Annotated in this window: 14 protein-coding genes; 4 read left to right on the forward strand and 10 right to left on the reverse strand. The window is 41.3% G+C overall.

The features are described 5' to 3' along the window. Positions 1-87: 87 nt before the first annotated feature. Positions 88-1,740, forward strand: a complete 1,653-nt coding sequence (locus tag FHG64_RS03810) for an ABC1 kinase family protein (protein WP_139065175.1) — start codon at positions 88-90, stop codon at positions 1,738-1,740. A 54-nt stretch (positions 1,741-1,794) separates the two neighbouring features. Then, complete coding sequence (locus FHG64_RS03815) at positions 1,795-3,288, forward strand: S10 family peptidase (protein ID WP_139065176.1); 1,494 nt, start codon at positions 1,795-1,797, stop codon at positions 3,286-3,288. Between the two features lie 62 nt (positions 3,289-3,350). Here the strand turns inward: FHG64_RS03815 and thrC are convergent, their stop codons facing one another. The 5 genes from thrC to FHG64_RS03840 all read right to left on the reverse strand — a co-directional run bounded on the left by thrC (position 3,351) and on the right by FHG64_RS03840 (position 12,389). Then, positions 3,351-4,646, reverse strand: a complete 1,296-nt coding sequence (gene thrC, locus FHG64_RS03820; protein WP_139065177.1) for a threonine synthase — start codon at positions 4,644-4,646, stop codon at positions 3,351-3,353. Between the two features lie 25 nt (positions 4,647-4,671). After that, positions 4,672-5,592 carry a homoserine kinase gene (locus FHG64_RS03825; protein ID WP_139065178.1) on the reverse strand — a complete coding sequence of 307 codons (921 nt, stop codon included), beginning with the start codon at positions 5,590-5,592 and terminating at the stop codon, positions 4,672-4,674. A 487-nt stretch (positions 5,593-6,079) separates the two neighbouring features. Beyond that, entirely contained in the window at positions 6,080-8,527 is a 2,448-nt protein-coding gene (thrA, locus tag FHG64_RS03830) for a bifunctional aspartate kinase/homoserine dehydrogenase I (protein ID WP_139065179.1), read from the reverse strand. 1,204 nt (positions 8,528-9,731) lie between these two features. After that, the gene (locus tag FHG64_RS03835; protein WP_139065180.1) at positions 9,732-11,195 is read right to left on the reverse strand and encodes a magnesium chelatase; all 1,464 of its coding nucleotides are present in this window, start codon (positions 11,193-11,195) and stop codon (positions 9,732-9,734) included. Positions 11,196-11,261: 66 nt separating this feature from the next. Next, on the reverse strand, positions 11,262-12,389 hold the full coding sequence (locus FHG64_RS03840) for a vWA domain-containing protein (RefSeq protein ID WP_139065181.1): 1,128 nt from the start codon (positions 12,387-12,389) through the stop codon (positions 11,262-11,264). Between the two features lie 271 nt (positions 12,390-12,660). On the opposite strand from FHG64_RS03840, the gene FHG64_RS03845 reads away from it, so the two are divergent. Both FHG64_RS03845 and FHG64_RS03850 read left to right on the forward strand, forming a co-directional pair. Then, a complete protein-coding gene (locus tag FHG64_RS03845) occupies positions 12,661-13,488 on the forward strand; it encodes a phosphatase PAP2 family protein (RefSeq protein WP_139065182.1) in 828 nt (275 codons plus the stop codon). A gap of 19 nt (positions 13,489-13,507) precedes the next feature. Beyond that, complete coding sequence (locus FHG64_RS03850) at positions 13,508-14,587, forward strand: endonuclease/exonuclease/phosphatase family protein (protein WP_139065183.1); 1,080 nt, start codon at positions 13,508-13,510, stop codon at positions 14,585-14,587. On the opposite strand, the gene FHG64_RS03855 is transcribed toward FHG64_RS03850, so the two are convergent. Genes FHG64_RS03855 through FHG64_RS03875 form a run of 5 tightly spaced genes read right to left on the reverse strand, consistent with a single transcriptional unit; the run spans position 14,584 to position 20,319 of the window. Beyond that, a complete protein-coding gene (locus FHG64_RS03855) occupies positions 14,584-14,976 on the reverse strand; it encodes a response regulator (RefSeq protein ID WP_139065184.1) in 393 nt (130 codons plus the stop codon). The two genes, FHG64_RS03850 and FHG64_RS03855, sit on opposite strands and share 4 nt — an antisense overlap. Beyond that, entirely contained in the window at positions 14,970-16,511 is a 1,542-nt protein-coding gene (locus FHG64_RS03860; RefSeq protein ID WP_168191313.1) for a PAS domain S-box protein, read from the reverse strand. The genes FHG64_RS03855 and FHG64_RS03860 overlap by 7 nt, the downstream gene beginning before the upstream one ends. 8 nt (positions 16,512-16,519) lie before the next feature. Then, positions 16,520-16,741, reverse strand: a complete 222-nt coding sequence (locus FHG64_RS03865) for a hypothetical protein (protein WP_139065186.1) — start codon at positions 16,739-16,741, stop codon at positions 16,520-16,522. Positions 16,742-16,752: 11 nt separating this feature from the next. Then, on the reverse strand, positions 16,753-17,205 hold the full coding sequence (locus FHG64_RS03870) for a response regulator (RefSeq protein WP_246054274.1): 453 nt from the start codon (positions 17,203-17,205) through the stop codon (positions 16,753-16,755). A 9-nt stretch (positions 17,206-17,214) separates the two neighbouring features. Beyond that, on the reverse strand, positions 17,215-20,319 hold the full coding sequence (locus FHG64_RS03875) for a PAS domain S-box protein (RefSeq protein ID WP_139065187.1): 3,105 nt from the start codon (positions 20,317-20,319) through the stop codon (positions 17,215-17,217). Positions 20,320-20,356: the final 37 nt, after the last annotated feature.

The following is a 20,356-nucleotide window of genomic DNA, read 5'->3' on the forward strand; positions in this document are numbered from 1 at the left end:
AAAAGAGGAAGCTGCTTTTCCTAATCTGTTTGTGTAATAAGTTTTATTAGATATCTTTAAATATGATAAACCATCAAAACTTGGACTATGGCTGTATTACCAGATAATTTAGAACGCTATCGAAAATTCATGGGTTTTATGCTCAAGTACTGGAATAGTGATCTTTTTCATCAAACAGCAGCAACTGCCCTTGATGAAGGGGAAGATAAAGACCATAGCCAGGATGATTTTGACCAAACTCCAGAGGAGCTGGTAGAGGACCTAAAAAAGATGGGTCCAACTTATATCAAAATGGGCCAGCTCCTCTCTACCCGGCCAGATCTTTTACCCGATGCTTATCTAAAAGCACTTGCAACCCTCCAGGATGATGTACCTCCCATCCCTTATCAGGAAGTTCATGCAATTGTAGAAGAAGAATTGGGAACCAGGATCTCAAAGGCTTTTTCCCACTTTGAAGAAGAACCTCTGGCCAGTGCATCTATAGGCCAGGTTCATAAAGCAAGTTTACGTTCCGGTAAACCTGTAGCGGTAAAAGTGCAGCGACCCGGAATAAGAAAGCAGTTCCTTGAAGATTTGGATACCCTTAAGGAACTTGCTGAATTTGCTGTAAAACATACCAAAGTCGCCAGGAAATATGCTTTTGATGATGTGCTGGAAGAGTTAAGACATATACTTTTACAGGAGCTGGACTACAATCGTGAGGCGCAAAATTTGAAAACCCTGAGCCGTAACCTAAGTGGCTATAAAAGGATCACAGTGCCACAGCCAATTATGGATTACTGCACCGGTAAAGTCCTCACAATGGAGTTTATTACCGGTACCAAGATAACTTCCATTTCCCCTTTAAAGAAAATTGAGAACGATCTAAGCCCTCTTGTAGATGAACTGGTAGATGCCTACCTCAAGCAGTTGATTACAGATGGTTTTGTTCATGCCGATCCCCACCCGGGCAATGTGCAACTCACAGATGACAACAAAATAGCACTTATCGACCTTGGGATGGTCGCACGCTTTACTCCAAATATGCAGGAAAAGCTTTTACGCCTTCTTATCGCCTTAAGTCAAAATGATGGGGAGGCCTGTGCAGATGTTCTTTTAAGCATGAGTGAGGTAACAGAGGAGGCAGATGTAAAAAACTTCAGGACCACAATAAATCACCTGGTAATGGACAGCCAGCATACCCGGGCAAAGGAAATGCAAACGGGCAGGTTATTGATCCAGATGAATCGGGTGGCTGCAAATAATGGGATCCATATTTCTGTAGAGGTAAATATCCTGGGCAAAATATTACTGAATATGGACCAGATCGTGGCGGTCCTGGAACCTGAATTTGACCTTCGCAAAGCTATACGCCAGCATGTTAATAAGGTCATGCGTTCAAAGATGTACGATGAATTAAAACCGGAGAACCTCTTCGGAATTATGCTCCAAACAAAGAACCTCGCAGAAAACCTGCCGGACAGGCTGAACAAGATCACAGATAACCTGGCAGAAAATAAATTCCGCGTAAAGATCGATGCCATTGATGAAAAGCGATGGACAGATGGTTTTCAAAAAGTCGCCAACAGGATAACCCTTGGTATCATCATAGCCGCAACGATTATAGGAGCATCTATGCTTATGAGCGTGCCTTCACCATTTATGATCCTGGGGTACCCCGGTCTTGCAATTATCTTTTTTCTCATTGCAGCTATAGGAGGAATTCTATTGAGCTATCACATTTTATTTAAGGACGAGTAGGGAAAATGAAAAAAAAGCCTCAATTTTAGGCTTTAAAAATAACATTCTACCCCTATGAAATATTTATTAGTGGCCTTTATTGGCCTTTTCTCCCTTACCTCAATCTCTCAAAATGTAAAGTTGCCGGTTGATACTACCGTGGTTACCAGCCACTCGGTTTCTATAAAAGGAAAGAATATCAACTACACCGCCACAACAGGAACTCAGCCTGTCTATAATGAGAATGGGGAAGCCGTTGCCAGTTTATTCTATACTTACTATAAAAGGAGCGGTATACAAAATACTGAAAACCGGCCTTTGGTGATCTCTTTCAATGGCGGACCAGGCTCTGCATCTGTTTGGATGCATTTGGCTTACACCGGCCCCCGGGTATTGAAGATAGATGATGAAGGATTTCCTGTACAGCCTTATGGTGTAAAAGCAAATCCTCATTCCATTCTTGACATTGCAGATATAGTTTACGTAAATCCTGTAAACACAGGATATTCAAGATTAATTGAAGAAGGAGATAAGAAGCAGGACAGGAAGGATTTCTTTGGCGTCCAGGCAGATATAAAGTATCTGGCCGGCTGGATAAATACCTTTGTTACCAGAAACAACAGATGGCTATCTCCAAAGTATCTTATTGGAGAAAGCTATGGTACTACAAGGGTTTCAGGTCTTGCCCTGGAATTACAAAACAGCCACTGGATGTACCTCAACGGTGTGATCCTTGTATCTCCTACAGAGATTGGAATTGAAAGAGGCGGCCCGGTAGAGGTAGCCAACAGGCTGCCATATTTTGCCGCCGCCGCCTGGTATCACAATAAGCTCCCTGCAACCCACCAAAATAAGGACCTTGACGAATTGCTTCCAGAAGTAGAAGAATACGCCATTAATACAGTCTTACCGGCCCTTGTAAAAGGCGGATTCACAGACGCCGCGACAAAACAGGAAGTCGCTTCTCAAATGGCTCAATACTCAGGAATTTCTGAAAAAGTTTTACTGCAAAATAATCTCGCTGTACCCTTCAGGTATTTCTGGAAAGAGCTTTTAAGAGAGGACGGAGGATATACCGTAGGCCGCCTGGACTCCAGATATCTTGGAATCGATGCGAAGGAAGCAGGGGATTCACCAGATTATAATTCAGAATTAACCTCCTGGTTACATTCCTTTACTCCTGCTATAAACTATTACCTGCAGGAGGAGCTTAATTTTAAAACAGATTTACGTTACTATATGTTTGGGCCCGTTCATCCCTGGGACAGGAGCGGCGATAATACCGGAGAGAATTTAAGACAGGCGATGGCCCAAAATCCAAATCTGGATGTACTTATACAGGCAGGATATTTTGATGGTGCTACCACCTATTTCAACGCCAAATACACTATGTGGCAACTGGATCAAAGCGGAAAAATGCAAGACCGTATAAGCTTTAAAGGTTACAGGAGCGGGCATATGATGTACCTAAGAGCAGAGGATCTGAAGAATGCCAATGATGATATAAGGGAATTCATAGAAAATAATTTACCTAAAGAAGGCCAATCGGCTAAATACCAGTTGAACTAAGAATTCAATTATTTAACACATTCTAAAACAAGTCCTGTACAAAACAGGACTTGTTTATTTTATCACCTCAGCAAGAAGGATTTTAGATCTTCATAAGTGCTTATTTTTTCTGCCTTCTTTTCGCTGTTCATAATATCTGCAATTGCCGAAGGGATCTCAATTTCCCGGCCTGTAGCTTCCTTAACGGTGTCGGCAAATTTTACGGGATGAGCCGTTTCCAGGAAAACGCCGTAAAAATCCTTGTTCTTTTTCAAAAAAGATCTTAGACCCAAATATCCTACCGCACCATGTGGATCCATAATATAATTGGAATTGTGATAAACCGCCTTCATTGCATCTTTTGTAAGGTCATCATCAAAACTGAAGGCTGATAGTTTTTTTTTGAGGGATTCCATGTTATTTTCGAACATCTCCAGGATCCTGACAAAGTTACTGGGATTCCCAACATCCATCGCATTGGAGATAGTAGCAACACTAGGCTGGTCTGAAAACTTACCCGATGAAAGGAATGCCGGCACCACATCATTGGCATTGGTGGATGCGACAAAATGGTCTATGGGGAGGCCCATTTCAGCAGCCATTAAACCGGCACAAATATTACCGAAATTCCCACTGGGTATTGAGAATACCAATTTTTTATTCTTTTCCTTCAGGTCTTTCCAGGCCAGAAAATAGTAGAACATTTGAGGTAACCAGCGGGCTATATTGATAGAGTTGGCAGAAGTTAACTGTACCTTTTCTGTAACCTCCCTGTCCAGAAAAGCGGTTTTAACCATATCCTGGCATTCATCAAAAGCCCCGTCTACCTCCAGGGCAGTGATATTCCTGCCCAGCGTAGTAAGCTGCCGCTCCTGCAGCTCACTCACTTTGCCAGATGGATAAAGGATCACCACCTTAATGCCTTCCACTCCCAAAAATCCATTCGCAACAGCACCTCCAGTGTCTCCAGATGTGGCCACCAGAACTGTAACCTCTCCCCCGGTCCCTTTTTTAATGAAATATTCCAGGCAACCGGCCATGAATTTTGCACCTACATCCTTAAATGCAAGTGTGGGCCCATGAAATAATTCAAGCACACTTACATTAGGTTCCAGCTCATTTACCGGAAAATCAAAGTCCAGTGTCTTTTCAATAATATCGATTAGAGCTTCTTCAGGAATTTCCTCTCCTATGAAAGGTGAAATTACCTCTTTAGCTATTTCTGTAGAGGAAAAAATAGATATCTCCTCAAAAAAAGATGCAGGTAATCGCGGAATTTTCTTCGGAAAGAACAAACCTCTGTCACGTGCTATGCCCTGTACCACCGCCTCTTCAAAACTTGCAGTTATTGAATGATCATTCAGACTAAAATATCTCATTTACACATTGCTTTTTTGTTAAAAATCATAGCACTTTTACACCTTCTGTATTAATAGCCGAAAGGTGAAGGTCAAATTCTATTCCTGTAGAATGATAAAACTCTCCAATAGCATTTTTCACCCTCGAGGCATTTTCATCTCCCCGGCATAAAGCAAAGACAGAAGGCCCGGAGCCGGAAATGCCATAACCCAGTGCGCCGTTTTCCACAGCTACCTTTTTTATCTCGTCAAAATAAGGAATAAGAATGGATCTTATGGGCTCAATAACCCCATCAACAAGGCTTCTACCCAGGAGATCATAATCATTCGTGTAAAGGGCACTTACCAGGGCCCCGAGATTTCCCCACTGGCTCACTGCACTTTTAAGACTTATTGACTGCCGCAGGATAGCACGGGAGTCCTGTGTTTTTATTTCAATGAGAGGATGTAAAATTACCATTCTGAGTTCCCCGGGTGAGGGTAAACTTATAACTTCCAACGGATCGTAACTTTTTACCAGGCTAAAGCCCCCCAGCAGTGCCGGTGCAACATTATCTGCATGCGCATTCCCGCTTGCCAGTTGCTCCCCTGCCATTGCAAACTTTATAAGCTGCTTCGCGGTATAAGGTTCACCCAGTAATTTATTTATGGCGAATACAGCTCCTGCAGCACTTGCGGCGCTACTGCCAATTCCACTGCCTACTCTTATCTTTTTATCTATTTCAATATCGAACCCCTGTTTCTCTCCCAAATGATCCAGCATAACTTTTGCCGCTACCCCGGCTACGTTCTTATTGGTTTCCATAGGCAGATCCTGCCAGGTTATTTTGGTAATTCTTAATTCGCAGAGTTCATTTTTCTTAATGGTCATTTCATCTCCCACCGTATCCAGGCAACAGCCAAGAACATCAAAGCCACAGGAGAGGTTCGCAACAGTTGCCGGGGAAAAGATCTTTATTTCTTTCATAATTTCATTTATTCGATAAAAAATTCAGGTTTCACTACTTATGCAAGGCTTCATTATTTGTAATCTACCATTGACGTATTCTTTTAGAGCGCATTTTTTTTCTCGCTATTTGGAAAAAAGTGACTAGTATATTTCCATTTCATAGGACCGCTTGTTCTTTTTTTGCATCGCCCAAAAAAAGAACCAAAAAAAGTCTAGGCTTACGAAAGCTTCTCTAAATTTTTCGTTCGGTGGCTAAATTTTAGGAACTCGCGGGAATATAAAGTCTGACGAGATGATTACGTATCGCTCAAACAGCCTAAAATTCTTAACGCCCCTCTCATTTCAAATTTTACGAGAAGTTTTCGTAGGCCGGAAAAAACCTTGAAACAAAAATATTGACTCGCATTGATGATTCTCAAACGTCATCACCTCACGCTAATAAAAAAAATTCTATCAAGGTCTCGTCTTGACCAGATTCCAGCAGAGGTCCTGATTCTTTTTTTCTTTATTTTTTACCTATTCGTATTATATCTGCAAAGATCCCCGAGGCAGTGACCTCTGCCCCGGCGCCCGCTCCTTTTACTATTAATGGCTGTTCAGGATACCTGCCGGTAAAGAAAAGCACAATGTTGTCGCTCCCGCTAAGGTCATAAAATGGATGAGCCGGCCCAACTTCCTGTAATCCTACTTTTGCCTTTCCGTCTTCAAGCTGCGCGACATACTTTAATCTCTTTCCTTTTTCTGAAGCATTTCTGTATATTTCTTTAAACCGATCTTCTTCAGCCTTAAGGATCTCGAAGAATTCTTCATTGGAGGAGGCTCGTAGACTTTCTTCTGAAAGAAAATTCTCTTTTTCAATATCCTCCAGCTCCATCCTGTATCCACTCTCCCTGGCCAGGATAAGGATCTTCCTGGCAACGTCCACCCCACTTAGATCTATTCGTGGATCGGGTTCTGTATAACCTTCCTTCATCGCCATTTCCACCACCTTATAAAATGGTTCTGTCGCATTGTAAGTATTGAAAACAAAGTTGAGGCTGCCGGAGAGGACTGCCTGGATCTTGATGATATTGTCACCAGATGCCACCAGGTTCTTCAGCGTATCAATTATGGGAAGCCCTGCTCCCACATTGGTCTCATATAAAAAGGAGGCACCGTATTCCCTGGCCAGGTCCTGCAGCTCCAGGTAATTCCTGAAATCATCAGAACAGGCGATCTTATTACAGGTAACCACAGAAACCGAATTCCTAAGGTATTCCTTATACCAGGAAGAGATCTCGGTACTGGCAGTGTTATCTACAAATATGCTATTGCGCAAATTAAAGCCATTCACTTTTTCAAGAAACTTTTCCTTATCTGCCTTCTCCCCATTTTCCAATTCGGCCTGCCACTTCTTTAGATCTATTCCCTCCTCATTAAAAACCATTTGCCTGGAATTTGAAAGGCCCATTACTCTCACCTTCAGCCTTAGTTTCTCTAAAAGGTACTCCCTCTGTTTTTCCAGTTGGCCTAAAAGTTTACTTCCCACATTTCCTACCCCGGTGATATACAAATTGAGTTCTTTAGATGGAACTTCAAAGAATTGCTCGTGAAGGGTATTAAGCGCTTTGGGAACATCCTTTTTTGATATCACGGCCGATATATTTCTTTCGGAGGATCCCTGTGCAATAGCCCTTATGTTAATATTATTATTACCCAAAGCACTAAACATCTTACCGCTAAGCCCGTGGTGGCTTTTCATCGCGTCTCCCACCAAAGCTACTATAGCCACATTCTCTTCTATCTCTACAGGCTTTATTTTTTTAAAGGAGATCTCTACTTCAAAGGCTTCATCCAGAGCCTCCTTTGCCAGCTGTGCCTCATCATCCTTAACCGCAACGCATATACTGTGCTCTGATGATGCCTGGGTGATGAGTACTACATTTATATTCTCCTGGAACAGGACCTCAAAAAAGCGCTTTGAAAATCCGGGGATACCTACCATCCCGCTACCCTCTATATTAAGTAGTTTCACAGCATCTATATGGGTGATCCCCGTTACCCACCTGAAGTTCTCCCTGCTGGATTTTGAAATTGTTGTGCCTTCCCCGGCGGGATTAAAAGTGTTTTTAATATATATCTTAATATTTTTTTCCACCAGGGGCTGTAGAGTTGGGGGATAAAGAACCTTTGCCCCAAAATGAGAAAGTTCCATAGCCTCTTCATAAGAGATACTTTTAATAGGATATGCTTGTGGAACTATGGAGGGATTTGCGGTATACATACCATCAACATCTGTATAAATATACACTTCCTCCACGTCTAAAGCTGCAGCAAAGATGGCGGCAGTGAAATCTGATCCTCCCCTTCCCAGGGTGCTGGGAACTCCCTGCTCATTCTTTGCAATGAACCCGGGTGCTATAAAAAGTGCCCCACCGGTGCTTTGAAAATGCTCTTTTATTTTATCATAGGTAAGTTTATAATTAACCTGCACTTTTTCGTTGTTATTCCTACAGGTAATAAAATCCCGGGAATCCAGGTATTGAGGATTCGCTTTCAGGCTATTAAAATACCCGTGTATGATAAGAGAGGAGAGGATTTCCCCAAAACCCGCCACCACATGTTTGGTTTTGTTGGAGAGCTCATTGAGGAGAAAAACACCTTCATATAAGGTTTCCAGGTGATTTAGCTCGGTTTTCACTTTGCTTAAAATCCCGCTTTGGGACTGTACAGGAAGTAGTTCCCTCACTGCGTCTAAATGTCTTTTTTCATTGGTAGCAAGAAGTTCTTTATAAGATCCATCTTCAGCGGCTGCCAACTCTGCCATTTTAAGCAAGTCATTTGTAACCCCTCCAAATGCTGAAAAAACTGCTATGACAGGATCACTTTGATGATGTTCAAGTACTATATTGGCGACATCCTTAATGCGCCGGGGAGAGGCCAGGGAAGAACCTCCAAATTTTAATATTTTCATGAGGAATATGTATTAAACAGTAAATAAAAAATACAGGAATGTGTGGACCGGAAGTTATATCTATATTACCCCAAAGGGGTAATACCTGTTGTTACAATCATGATAATGGCAACCGTTACAAACGTAACAGTAGAAGTGAGTGCCTTATATTTTAATTGTAATTCTTGCATTATTTGTTTTAATACAGGTGATAAATGTAGCCATAAAAGGCTGTAAAACAAATGTTTTTAAAAGTATTTCAGGAAATTTACAGAATACTTATTTCCTGAAGATTATTTTCTGAATATGATAAAAAACTCCAGGGATAATTTCGGAAAAGAAAAAACGTAGAAGATAGAAAACTCAATTAAACACTATTGTCCGGTAAAAGATTCCAGATCGCTTTCGCTGCTGGAACCTAGAATCCAGACCAAAACCTAAGGGTATGGAAAATAGTCGTTTGCCATTTTTTAAAAAATTTGAATTTCCCGGAACTATTTCAGATCCAAAACCACCCCCAGGTTGAGGTGGATATGTATTCAGACTATATAGATTAGGCCTAAGGAAAATTTTAAATACTTTAATCGGACACCAATGAATAAAAAAGAAAATCCCTCCATGGACCTTCAGGGTTTCTCGTCAACAGAAGCCGGAATGATTAAGATAATTCATGCTCGTTTGATTATTCAACCTGGCAGGACTCCTCGCGATGACCAAACGGGCTCGCTTTTCCTTGTTTAGACCTACCAGGTTTTTTCTTTCAGGAGTGGGATTAAACAACAATTTTTGTCTTTCTAAGGAACTAAACCTGGCAGGTCTCTCTCGCTCGGAAACCCTCTATTAAAAGGATCTTTCTACCCGATTAATTCTGACTTTACAAAATGAATCACGATGCTGATTCTCCTGCTTAAATTGATCTAATCACCTGGTTAACAAAAAATCACAATCAAACCTCACAGGTTTTGAAAACCTGTGAGGTTTCTTCCTAAGACGATTTACTTATGAGTGCCCACCCGTCAAGGCTCTAGACTCTAGACTCTAGAATCCAGCCTCCGCTTGTAGGTAAAATTTTCTGGTATAAGACAAATAAACTCCAGCCTCTAGCAGCTTTTTCTCTTCTCTCTTCTCTTGATTCTTGACTCTTGTTTCTTGTTTCTTGTTTCTTGTTTCTTGTCTCTTGTTTCTTGTCTCTTGTTTCTTGTTTCTTTTTTCCCGGTTCTTCCTTTTATAATCCGCTGATGTAGCTTCCGTAAAGATCTTTGAACTGGATACCGGTGGTGTAGCGGTACTTATTCAATTTCTTATATTCCACAAGTCCCCACAAGAGAAATTCTTTCAGAAAATATTGATCTTCTTTGGGAATGTCCTTTTGATACTTTTCAATAAGCTTATTCAACGGTGGGACAGAATCCAGCTTCTGCTTATACTCCTTATCCTTAACATCATCTGGTAATTCAAATCCGCTTTCAGCAAAGAACCATTCCACGAGGTCATTGTACGGACTTTCCACCGATGGTTTTTCGAGTTTTTCTATCTTTGGGAAATATTTCGGGAACAGTGTCTTTACAGCATCGGCTATTAGCTGCTGGGCTACCGCTGCGCTTCCCTCCTGCTCTCCTTCATAAACCAGTTCCACCTTCCCGGTGATCGCAGGGATGACCCCCATAAAATCGCTAAACCTTAGCAAGGTCTTCTCCTCACCTGTCTTAATAGCCCTGCGCTCTGCAGTACTTAGCAGGTTTTCATAGGCGGTAATACTTAAACGGGCACTGACCCCACTACGGGCATCGATGAATTCGTTATCCCTGGCCTCAAAGCTTATTTGTTCCAAAAGGTCCCTGGCAAGGTCCGGCACATGGATCATCTCACGCTGATTTTCATCCAGCCTGGATTCCTGCTCTGTTATTGTGCGCGCAGTCTCTATATTTTGCGGATAATGGGTGATAATTTGAGAACCAATCCTATCCTTTAAAGGAGTTACTATACTGCCCCTGTTGGTATAATCTTCAGGGTTGGCGGTGAAAACGAACTGCATATCTAGCGGCAGCCTGAGTTTGAATCCACGAATTTGTATATCCCCTTCCTGTAAAATGTTGAAAAGGGCTACCTGGATACGCGCCTGCAGATCTGGCAACTCATTGATCACAAAAATGGACCTGTTGGCGCGAGGTATCATCCCGAAATGAATCACCCGGTCATCGGCATAGCTAAGTTTTAAATTGGCAGCCTTAATTGGGTCAACATCTCCAATAAGATCGGCCACCGTAACATCTGGGGTGGCCAGTTTTTCAAAGAATCTTTCCTCCCTGTGCACCCACTCTATTGGTGTTTCATCACGCTTCTCTTTTAGCTCCTCCCTGGCATAGCGGGAAATCGGGTTAAAGGGATCGTCGTTGATCTCAGACCCTGCCACTATTGGAATATACTCATCCAGTAGATTTACCATTAACCGTGCAAGTCTTGTTTTTGCCTGCCCCCTTAAACCCAGGAGATTGATGTTATGCCGGGAGAGGATCGCTCTTTCAAGCTCCGGGATCACGGTATTTTCATATCCATGAATTCCCTCAAAGGCAGGTTTTCCACCCTTTATTTTCTGGATAAGATTTAATCTTAATTCCTCTTTTATGCCTTTGCTTTGGTATCCCGCATTTTTTAGGGCGCCAAAAGTTGTAATATCTTTAATTTTCATTTGCAATCAATTTTCATTAGGAGTTTTCCCCGTTTTCTTAAACATTTGAATCAGAAATTTTCTGCTTCAGCCTCGTATTCTTTTTTTTCTATTGGCTTCATAATCCTCAAAGATCATTTCTCCCAGGCCTTTTAATCCCGTAAAAAATGCCTTCCCATGATTAGCCTGCGTGAATTCCCTAACAAACCTTTCAAGGTAAGGATCCTGCGCGATCATAAAGGTAGTTATAGGTATATGTAGTTTCCGGGCTTGTTGAGCCATATTATAGCACTTATCAATAATATATGGATCAAGCCCCACGCTGTTCTTGTAATAGGTGCCATCTCGTTCTCTTATACAGCTGGGTTTCCCATCTGTGATCATAAAGATTTGTTTATTTGTATTTCGCTTACGCCGCAGGAGGTCCATTGCAAGCTGTAGGCCCGCAACCGTATTGGTATGGTAAGGGCCCACCTGCAGGTAAGGGAGGTCCCCTATCGAGATCTTCCAGGCATCGTTTCCAAACACCAGGATATCCAGGGTGTCTTTAGGATATCTGGTAGTAATTAATTCGGCAAGAGCCATTGCCACTTTTTTAGCCGGCGTGATCCTGTCTTCTCCATACAGGATCATACTATGGCTTATGTCAATCATCAACACCGTACTCATTTGAGACTTGTGATGGGTTTCCTCCACCACCAGGTCATCCTCTGTCATTTTAAAATCCCCGGTGCCATGGTTGATCTGGGCATTCCTAAGGCTCTCTGTCATTGAGATCTTTTCTAATGGATCGCCATAGTTAAAGGATTTAAATTCTCCTGTATGCTCATCTCCTGCACCCTGGTATTTCGTAGTGTGATTTCCTCCCGCACCTTTTTTTAGTTTACCAAAGATCTGGTTTAGTGCCTGCTGTCTTATAGCTCTTTCGGTTTTGGCAGTGATCACCATTCCCGGGCCACCTGGTTTTGTTTCTTCCCTTATATATCCTTTTTTCTTAAGGTCTTCAATGAAATCATCAATCGTATAATCTTCATCTGTGAGTTTATATTCCACATCCAATTGCCTTAGCCAGTCTATGGCTTCATCAAAATCCCCGGAAGTGTGGGTGATCAATTCCTTAAAGATCTCAAATAACTTTTCAAAAGGGGATGTATTGGGATCCTCGTATTTTTTAAAGACAAATCCAGACCTGCCTCTCTTTTCTTTTTCTTTCATAAGTCATTCTGCTTTTAGCTTAAATGTGGCTTCACCTCACTTAAGCCGGCTGTCTATTCTTAAACATAAAGTTACGGCATTTTTACTGTACTCAAAAAAATGGAGGCCGTCAACACCAACTAATCTTTTGTTAATTCCCAGAATCCCCCGGTGGATATTAAATCTGCCTGTCTTGATAGCTTTATAAGCAGGGTTTGCTGTTATACTTTTCTTAAACAGCTAAGGATTTTGAACATAAGTTTAGAGATTTGAAAATAAAAATTTATCCTCTATGAAGCTGAAGTCCTTACTCCTATTATTCTTAATCCTACTTATAAATTTAAACGCCTACAGTCAAAAAAAAGAATCTCCATATGAAACAGATCTTCTGAAGGATGGAATATGGATCACAACCGGAGTTGGATTAAATGTTATAGGATTTCTCCTCATTCAGAATAAAGACGCCTTAACTGAAGCTGAGCTTAATAACCTTTCAAAAGATGATATCTGGAAAATAGATCGCTGGGCAGCCGGAAATTCTTCAGAAAAAGCAAACCAGGATAGCTATATCCCAATGTTCGGCTCCATTGGCCTTCCCCTGCTCCTTATGCTAAGTGAAAATGAAAGATCACACGCAGGACAACTCTCTGTGCTGTTTGTGGAATCCATGGCTACTACAGGCGCCCTGTTCACGATCACTGCCGGGCTGGTCCAGAAAAGCAGGCCTTTGGTGTATGATACCAATTTACCAATTGAGGACAGGATTGGAAATGATGAGCAACGATCTTTTTTTGCCGGGCATACCGCAGCAACAGCATCGGCAACATTCTTTGCCGCCAAAGTCTTTCACGACTTTAATCCAAATTCTCCTTTAAGACCTTACGTTTGGGGGGTAGCTGCTGCCATTCCTGCCACCGTGGGTTATCTTAGAATAAGATCTGGTAAACACTTCCTTACAGATAATATCATTGGATTTGCAGTTGGAGCCGCCAGCGGAATATTAATCCCCGAAATTCATAAAAAAAAGAATAAAAATTTGCAACTTTATCCTGCAATGGGATTTAACCACGGCGGGATGAATATTACATCGCAGGGCGTGGGATTATCCTATAAATTTTAAGCTTAACTTAAAGATCTAAATGAGCATAGCTGAAATATTACTTACTCTTTTTGGTATTATCATGCTTGTGCCCACTATTGCTTCCTTAACAAGATTTGACCAATGGTGGGTAAGGGGATTTGACTTCCCGCGAATACAAATAAGTTTTTTGATCATGTTAATGATCACTCTCTCCATTTTTTTCTATTCGTTTGAAGAGACATATCATTACATTATAACAGGCTTACTTCTGTTAAGTTTCCTGTATCAGGCAGCCAAGATCTATCCCTATACATATTTAGCCAAAAAGCAGGTGATCTCTTTTAAAGGGAGTGACCCTTCATCCATAGTCTCTGTGCTGGTAAGCAATGTCCTAATGACCAACAGGGACCACGAACGTCTTATTGCACTTGTTAAAGAAAAAGAACCAGATCTTTTATTGACGCTCGAGACAGATAAAAAATGGGAGGAGGAGCTCGAGGTCATCGAACAGCAATACCCATACGGGGTAAAAGTCCCTTTGGATAATCTATATGGGATGCACTTATATTCCCGGCTTAAGCTGGAGGACATTGAAGTGAAATACCTCATTTCTGACGAGATACCCTCTATTCACGGTTATGTGCGTTTAAATAACCGGTCCAGGATAAAAATACATTGTTTACACCCAATGCCTCCCAGCCCCACCGAGGATCCAACATCCACCAACCGCGATGCTGAATTACTACTTGTAGGTAAAGATGTAAAAAAGGATAAGGAATCGGTTTTGGTTTTTGGGGATCTCAATGATGTCGCCTGGTCCAGGACTACAAAACTTTTTCAAAAATTAAGCGGATTGCTGGATCCCAGGATAGGCCGGGGATTTTTCAACACCTTTCACGCAGGGAACCGCTTCCTGCGATGGCCGTTGGACCATGTATTTCATACCAGTGACTTTACCCTCATTGAACTTGCCAGGCTTAAAAGTATAGGATCAGACCATTTTCCTATTTTTATTAAGCTCAACTATGAGCCGCGAGCAGAGGTACTGCAGGAGGAACCTGAGGAAGCAGATGGAGAGGAAAAAGAATGGGCAGATGAAAAAATAGAGGAAGGCAATCCAAAAGAAAGAGATGTTTAAAAGAATCGTTTCAGCGAGGGATATTTCTTCAAGTTCTCACAATTTTCTGCCGTGATGGGTTTCTCAATAAATCCAATCACCTTATCATATTTCACTACAGCTTCACGGTCATAACTATCTACAGAAGATGTTACCATTACCACTTTTATATCATGCGGGATTTCCAGCTCGGCAAGCCTGTAAAGAAATTGCCAGCCGTTCATAACGGGCATATTGATATCCAGCAGGATGAGAAAGTTTTGATTTGCAATCTCTCCCAATAAAAAATCCAGGGCTTCCCTGCCTTTTTTAAAAGAGAGGATCTCATTGTTAATCCCACATCTTTGAAGGAGTTTGCGCTGGATCATAAGGACTATATCGTCATCATCAATAAGTATGATCTTTAACATTCCATCCCTTTTAGACTGGCATTTTCGGTCTTACTGTTAATTTTCCTTATGATGCCGTCCAGTTCCCGGGCAGAGGACATTATACTATTTAGTAAAAGCCCAATATCCTCAATATCCTCATGGTTTTGCAGGAGATCGATAAGTCCCATAATCCTGGCAAGGGGCGCCCTAACTACATGGGATTGTGTCCAGGCTATTTCTTTAAGGCGTTTGTTATTGTTTTCAATCGTCTCGATATATCTTTTCAATTCTGTGATATCCTGCATAGAACCAATCATTCTTGATGGATTACCTTCAGTATCCCTTACCATATAGCTACGGTCCAGAATATACTTATAGCTGCCATCTGCACATCGAAATCGATATTCAATCTGTAATTGAGAAGTCCTGTTTGCATAAACATCTGCAACCTTAATATTTACTCTTTTTCTATCCTCTGGATGCACCTTTTCCTCCCACCAGGAACCACGGGGATCTACCTCATCCCGCTTATAGCCAAACATATTTTCTATCCCCTCATTATAATGCATCAGGTCATTCTTAACATCATAATCTGTAATAGTATCGCTGGTTGCCTTTGCCACTATATCATAACGGGTAAGACTTTCCCTTAACTGTTTTTCCTGCAGTACAAAATCTGTTATATCCCTGGAGTTTGCTACTATCCCATTTACTGCGGGATCCTGCGACAGGTTTGTAATAACGGTCTCGATCCAACGATATTTATTTCCCCCGGACTTTATCCTGTAAGAGGGTATTTGTATCCTTTTTGTATGCTCCAGCCGCTGCACGCAATCCTTCACCATATTTGCATCTTCCTGATGAATGAGGTAGAAAAAGTTATTTTTCAAAAGTTTTTCTGCAGAAACCCCGGTAACTGCTTTGGCAGATGGGCTTATGTATTTAAAATTACCCTTGAAATCCAGGATCATCACCAGGTCTGACCCGTCCTGAACCAGGGCCTTAAACCTTTGTTCACTATGCATCAGGGCTTTCTCTGCAGTGAGTTGAGCGGTGATATTATTCAAAAGGCTTACCCGCGCCTCAATCCCATCAAATATAATAGGATTACTTTGAACATCAACGATGATCTGTTCTCCGGTTTTAATGGTGTGAGATACCTTTAAGTTAAAGTGATCATCCTTCTTCCTGCTTAAAAGATCTTCAATCCCCGGCTCTTCTTTATTGGTCCAGAGGTCCCTTATCTTCATATTTAAAAACTCCTCCCGGGAAAATCCATACATCTTAACCGCCGCCGCGTTTACACTAAGGAATCTGAGGTCCTTGCGTTCTACAACCCACTTAGGAAGCGGACTTAATTCAAAAAGAGATTTGTATTTTTTTTCAGATTCACTTAACTGAAATTCTATTTTTTTTCTCTCAATACTATAGTAAATGCTTTTGGATAATTGGACTGCGTTGAGTTCATCCTTCAGCAAATAATCTGATATTCCCAGTGATAAGGTCTTGACCCCAAAACCCTTATTGGCATAACCTGTTAAAACAATTACCGGGGTCTTCCATGCGAGGCTCACCACATCTTTTACAAGCGATTCCGCACTGGTAGAATCGGGTAGGGAAAGATCCAGTAAAATAGCATCAAATTTTGAAGGGGGGATAATTTCTCCCTGGCTTCATAGAAAGATGCGGCTCTTGTCAATTCAAGATTGGGATGCTCTTCAGTTAAGTAATCCTCAATGAGGATATAATCTCCAAGATGGTCTTCTACCACAAGAATGTTGAGGGGCTCCTTGTATAAAGTCATTGATGTAGGGGTTAAACTGTTTTTGGGAGTTGCACAACAGAGTTAAAGAAATTTTGGACACTGGATATGACTTCTGAAAAAGAATCGGCACTTAAAGGTTTTGTGATAAAGCAGGTAGCGTAATTGCTATAGCATTTATGTATATCTTCTTCTGAAGATGATGTGCTAAGGATCACAACAGGAATGTGTTTAAGATCTTCACTTGATTTTATTTCCCGCAACACCTCAAACCCATTAACCTTTGGCAAATTAATGTCTAGAAGTACCAGTTGGGGAGACCTGGCATTGGAATATTTATCTTTCTTCTGGAGGTAATTTAAAGCTTCAAGACCGTCTTTTACTACAGAAATATTGGTAGCAATTTCGCTATCATTTAAAGCCTCTGTGGTTAATAATATGTCTCCTTCGTTATCTTCAACAAGCAGGATCTCAATAAAATTCATAATCTCTTGGGGTTGGGGCATGTAAATATACTAAAATTGTTTGTTGATGGTGAAATGAAATGTACTTCCTTTTCCTTCTTTAGATTCCAGCCATATTTCACCACCATGATTTTCTACGATTTTTTTACATATAGCAAGGCCTATCCCAGTACCCGAATAGTCCTCACGGGAATGTAAACGTTGAAAAAGAATGAATACCTTTTCAAAATATCTTTCATCTATTCCTATTCCATTATCACTAATGGAGAATTGCCAGCAGGTCGATTCTTCCTTTACAGTCACTTTAATGATAGGTGGAATATCCCGGTGTGAATATTTTATACCGTTGCTTATTAAGTTGGAAAGCACTCTTTGAAGAGGGGTAACAGCAGCACAAATTACGGGTAGTTTACCATAAAGAATGGTGGCACCTGTTTCCTTTATACTACTTGCATAAAGATTTTCAATATTGGTAAGCATATCATTGAGATCTACTTCTTCCCGGCTATATTCCAACCTGCCCGCCCTGGAATAATCCAGGAGATCCAAAAGGATCTGTCTCATTCTCACAGCCCCATCTGTAGCAAAATGAATATACTGCCTTGCACGATCATCCAGTTGGTCATCATATTTCTTTTGTAGCTGGGAGAGAAAACTTGTCACCATCCTTAAAGGCTCCTGGAGATCGTGCGAGGCGATGTAAGCAAATTGCTCCAGCTCTGCATTGGAATCGGCAAGATCTTTTGCATTTCTTTGTAGTTGGTGATTGAGCTCCTCGAGAGCCCTTTCATTTTGTTTGAGTTCTGTAATATCCTGCAGGGAACCAATCATTCTAATAGCTTTACCGCTTTCATCACGAATAATATAACCACGCTCCAGTACATACGCAATTTTCCTATTGGATTTTACCAGGCGGTATTCACTTTCCCACTTGGTATCACCAGACTCCAAAGCAAGGTCCAGGGTTGCTTCAATGCTCTGCCGGTCCTCAATATGAATGTTTTCCAGCCATTGAGATAAATTATCTTTTCTCAATAATCTTTTGTAACCGTATACCTCATAATAGGCCCCATTCCATTCCAGTTCATTTTTAATAACATCCCAGTCATAAACAGATTCGCGGGTAGCTTTTGCAACGAGGTCATAGCGTTCTTTGGCGATCTTTATTTTATTTTCTATTAATTTTCTGGGTGTAATATCCTTGAAGTAAACCGAAGCTCCTTCTACCCCGGGATATATGTTTACTTCGTACCACTTCTTTGAAGGTGCATGAAATTCTTCATAAGAGGTTTTCTCCATTGTTTTCAAAGCCTCCTGGTGTTTATCGAAAAATAAAAGCTCCCTCGCCTCGGGTACCACTTGCCAAAGATTCTGATTTTCTATTTGATGGCGGGCAATGCCTGAAAATTTTTCGGCAGCCTTGTTCCAATGTGTTACAAAGCCTGAAGAGTCCAGAGAAAAGAAACCATCGGTTATACTCTCCAGGATCCTGTTTATTCTTTCCCCGTAATTCTTAAGAGTTGCCTCATATTTCTTTCTTTCAGAAATATCGGTATGTATTCCAAAGAGTGCTATGACTTCGTTATTTGAATTAAAGACCGGACCACCGCTGAAGTAATAATCCAGATTTTCACCTTCGCTATTCTTAATTTGCAAATCTCCTTCCCAATACCTCCCGGCAAGTAAGGTGGGAAAGATCTCCCGGGAAATTATATCGCCATGATACATATTCTCAATGGCCTCCTGCCCTTTGAGATTTCCTGTTTCATATCCCAGGATCTCCTGAAAAGAGCTATTAAGATAAACCTCCCCGGTTTCCAGTGTAAAAAGGCCAATCGCATCTTTTGAGCTTTCAATTACATTCCTGTATTTATGAAGTTCAAGGTTAGAAGATTTTAAAGAAGTAATATCTATCCCAAATACATGTACGATCCCCTCTTCTTCCAGAAGTTCGGCCGGAGTCCAGGAGATCCATTTCCAATCTCCATTCTTTGCTTTGCACCTGTTTTGAAAATTCCTGGGGCTTCTGCCTTCTGCTACTTCATTAAGCCTTTGAAAAGTTGAGGCCTGGTCCTGGGGATGAAGAAATTGGCTGATAGGGGTGTTTAACAATTCCTCTTCTGTATACCCAAACATTTTCACGAAAGCAGGATTAACTTTTTTTAGATAACCATCCATCCCCACAACGACAATTAAATTGGGAGAGTATTTGTACATATTGTTCAGGCGGTTCTCGGTCAACTTACGTCGTACATCTGTTGAAATTTGAATTGCCACTCGCGTAAGTAAATCCACCAGCCTGTTGCGGTTATCTGGTTGTTTCTTTGCTAAAAATGTAAGTACAGCCAGGACTTCCCCCTTATAAATTATAGGAAGTCCAATGCCATAATCCATTTGATGAACAACCACAGGCTCTTTTCTTATAAAGCGCTCATCCCCGGTCAATTTTTCCCAAACCTGTATCTTTCCTTTTTCCCAGGTCATCCCAGGGAGTCCGGCTCCTTTTTTAAAGTTAGAAACCGCATTGCCACTCCAAATATTTACATCCCTATTATATTCTGCAATACGAATTAAATTATTCTGGTCATACCCCACTTTCCAGGCTTCGGCTGCTTCAAAACCAAAAAACTCAGAGAGCAATTTAATTGTTTTTTCCAAAGCCAATTTAAAAGTAGAAGCCTTTCCAAGGGTGTCAATAAGCCGGTAAATAAAGTCCTGCTCCTGTTCCAGGTTATGCGCCGCTGTTATATTCCTTGCTATTCCCACTAATCCCGATACCTCCTCCTTCTCAATGATAAGCGGCACCTTGGTTAATAAAATAACATTCTTGTTCCCCTGGTGATCATAAACAGTTTCCTTTCTATTAATGATAGAAACCCCAGAATTCATCACGCGGGTATTATCCTCCATGACCTCCATGCCCTCTTCCTGTGAAAAATAATCTACAGGTTGTAAGCCCAGTGTTTCGGCTTCATTTTCTTTTCCTAAATAATCTGAATAGAAGTTTTTGTTGGTGAGAATAGCCCGGTGGTCACGGTCTACCACGAAGATAGGATCGGGGATGTTATCGATGATCGCCTTGAGCATAGAGCGCTCCTTCAGGATCTTTAATTCAGCATCTTTAAGGGCAGATGCGTCCCGGGCCACGCAATACATCAATTCTTCCTTATCATCCCATTTTGCACTCCAAATA

This window comes from Antarcticibacterium flavum, assembly GCF_006159205.1.
Classification (GTDB): domain Bacteria; phylum Bacteroidota; class Bacteroidia; order Flavobacteriales; family Flavobacteriaceae; genus Gillisia; species Gillisia flava.

Coding starts and splice junctions, on each gene's coding strand:
- FHG64_RS03810 (WP_139065175.1), top strand. CDS start 88: ATGGCTGTATTACCAGATAATTTAGAACGCTATCGAAAATTCATGGGT.
- FHG64_RS03815 (WP_139065176.1), top strand. CDS start 1,795: ATGAAATATTTATTAGTGGCCTTTATTGGCCTTTTCTCCCTTACCTCA.
- thrC (WP_139065177.1), bottom strand. CDS start 4,646: ATGAGATATTTTAGTCTGAATGATCATTCAATAACTGCAAGTTTTGAA.
- FHG64_RS03825 (WP_139065178.1), bottom strand. CDS start 5,592: ATGAAAGAAATAAAGATCTTTTCCCCGGCAACTGTTGCGAACCTCTCC.
- thrA (WP_139065179.1), bottom strand. CDS start 8,527: ATGAAAATATTAAAATTTGGAGGTTCTTCCCTGGCCTCTCCCCGGCGC.
- FHG64_RS03835 (WP_139065180.1), bottom strand. CDS start 11,195: ATGAAAATTAAAGATATTACAACTTTTGGCGCCCTAAAAAATGCGGGA.
- FHG64_RS03840 (WP_139065181.1), bottom strand. CDS start 12,389: ATGAAAGAAAAAGAAAAGAGAGGCAGGTCTGGATTTGTCTTTAAAAAA.
- FHG64_RS03845 (WP_139065182.1), top strand. CDS start 12,661: ATGAAGCTGAAGTCCTTACTCCTATTATTCTTAATCCTACTTATAAAT.
- FHG64_RS03850 (WP_139065183.1), top strand. CDS start 13,508: ATGAGCATAGCTGAAATATTACTTACTCTTTTTGGTATTATCATGCTT.
- FHG64_RS03855 (WP_139065184.1), bottom strand. CDS start 14,976: ATGTTAAAGATCATACTTATTGATGATGACGATATAGTCCTTATGATC.
- FHG64_RS03865 (WP_139065186.1), bottom strand. CDS start 16,741: ATGACTTTATACAAGGAGCCCCTCAACATTCTTGTGGTAGAAGACCAT.
- FHG64_RS03870 (WP_246054274.1), bottom strand. CDS start 17,205: ATGCCCCAACCCCAAGAGATTATGAATTTTATTGAGATCCTGCTTGTT.
- FHG64_RS03875 (WP_139065187.1), bottom strand. CDS start 20,319: ATGTATTGCGTGGCCCGGGACGCATCTGCCCTTAAAGATGCTGAATTA.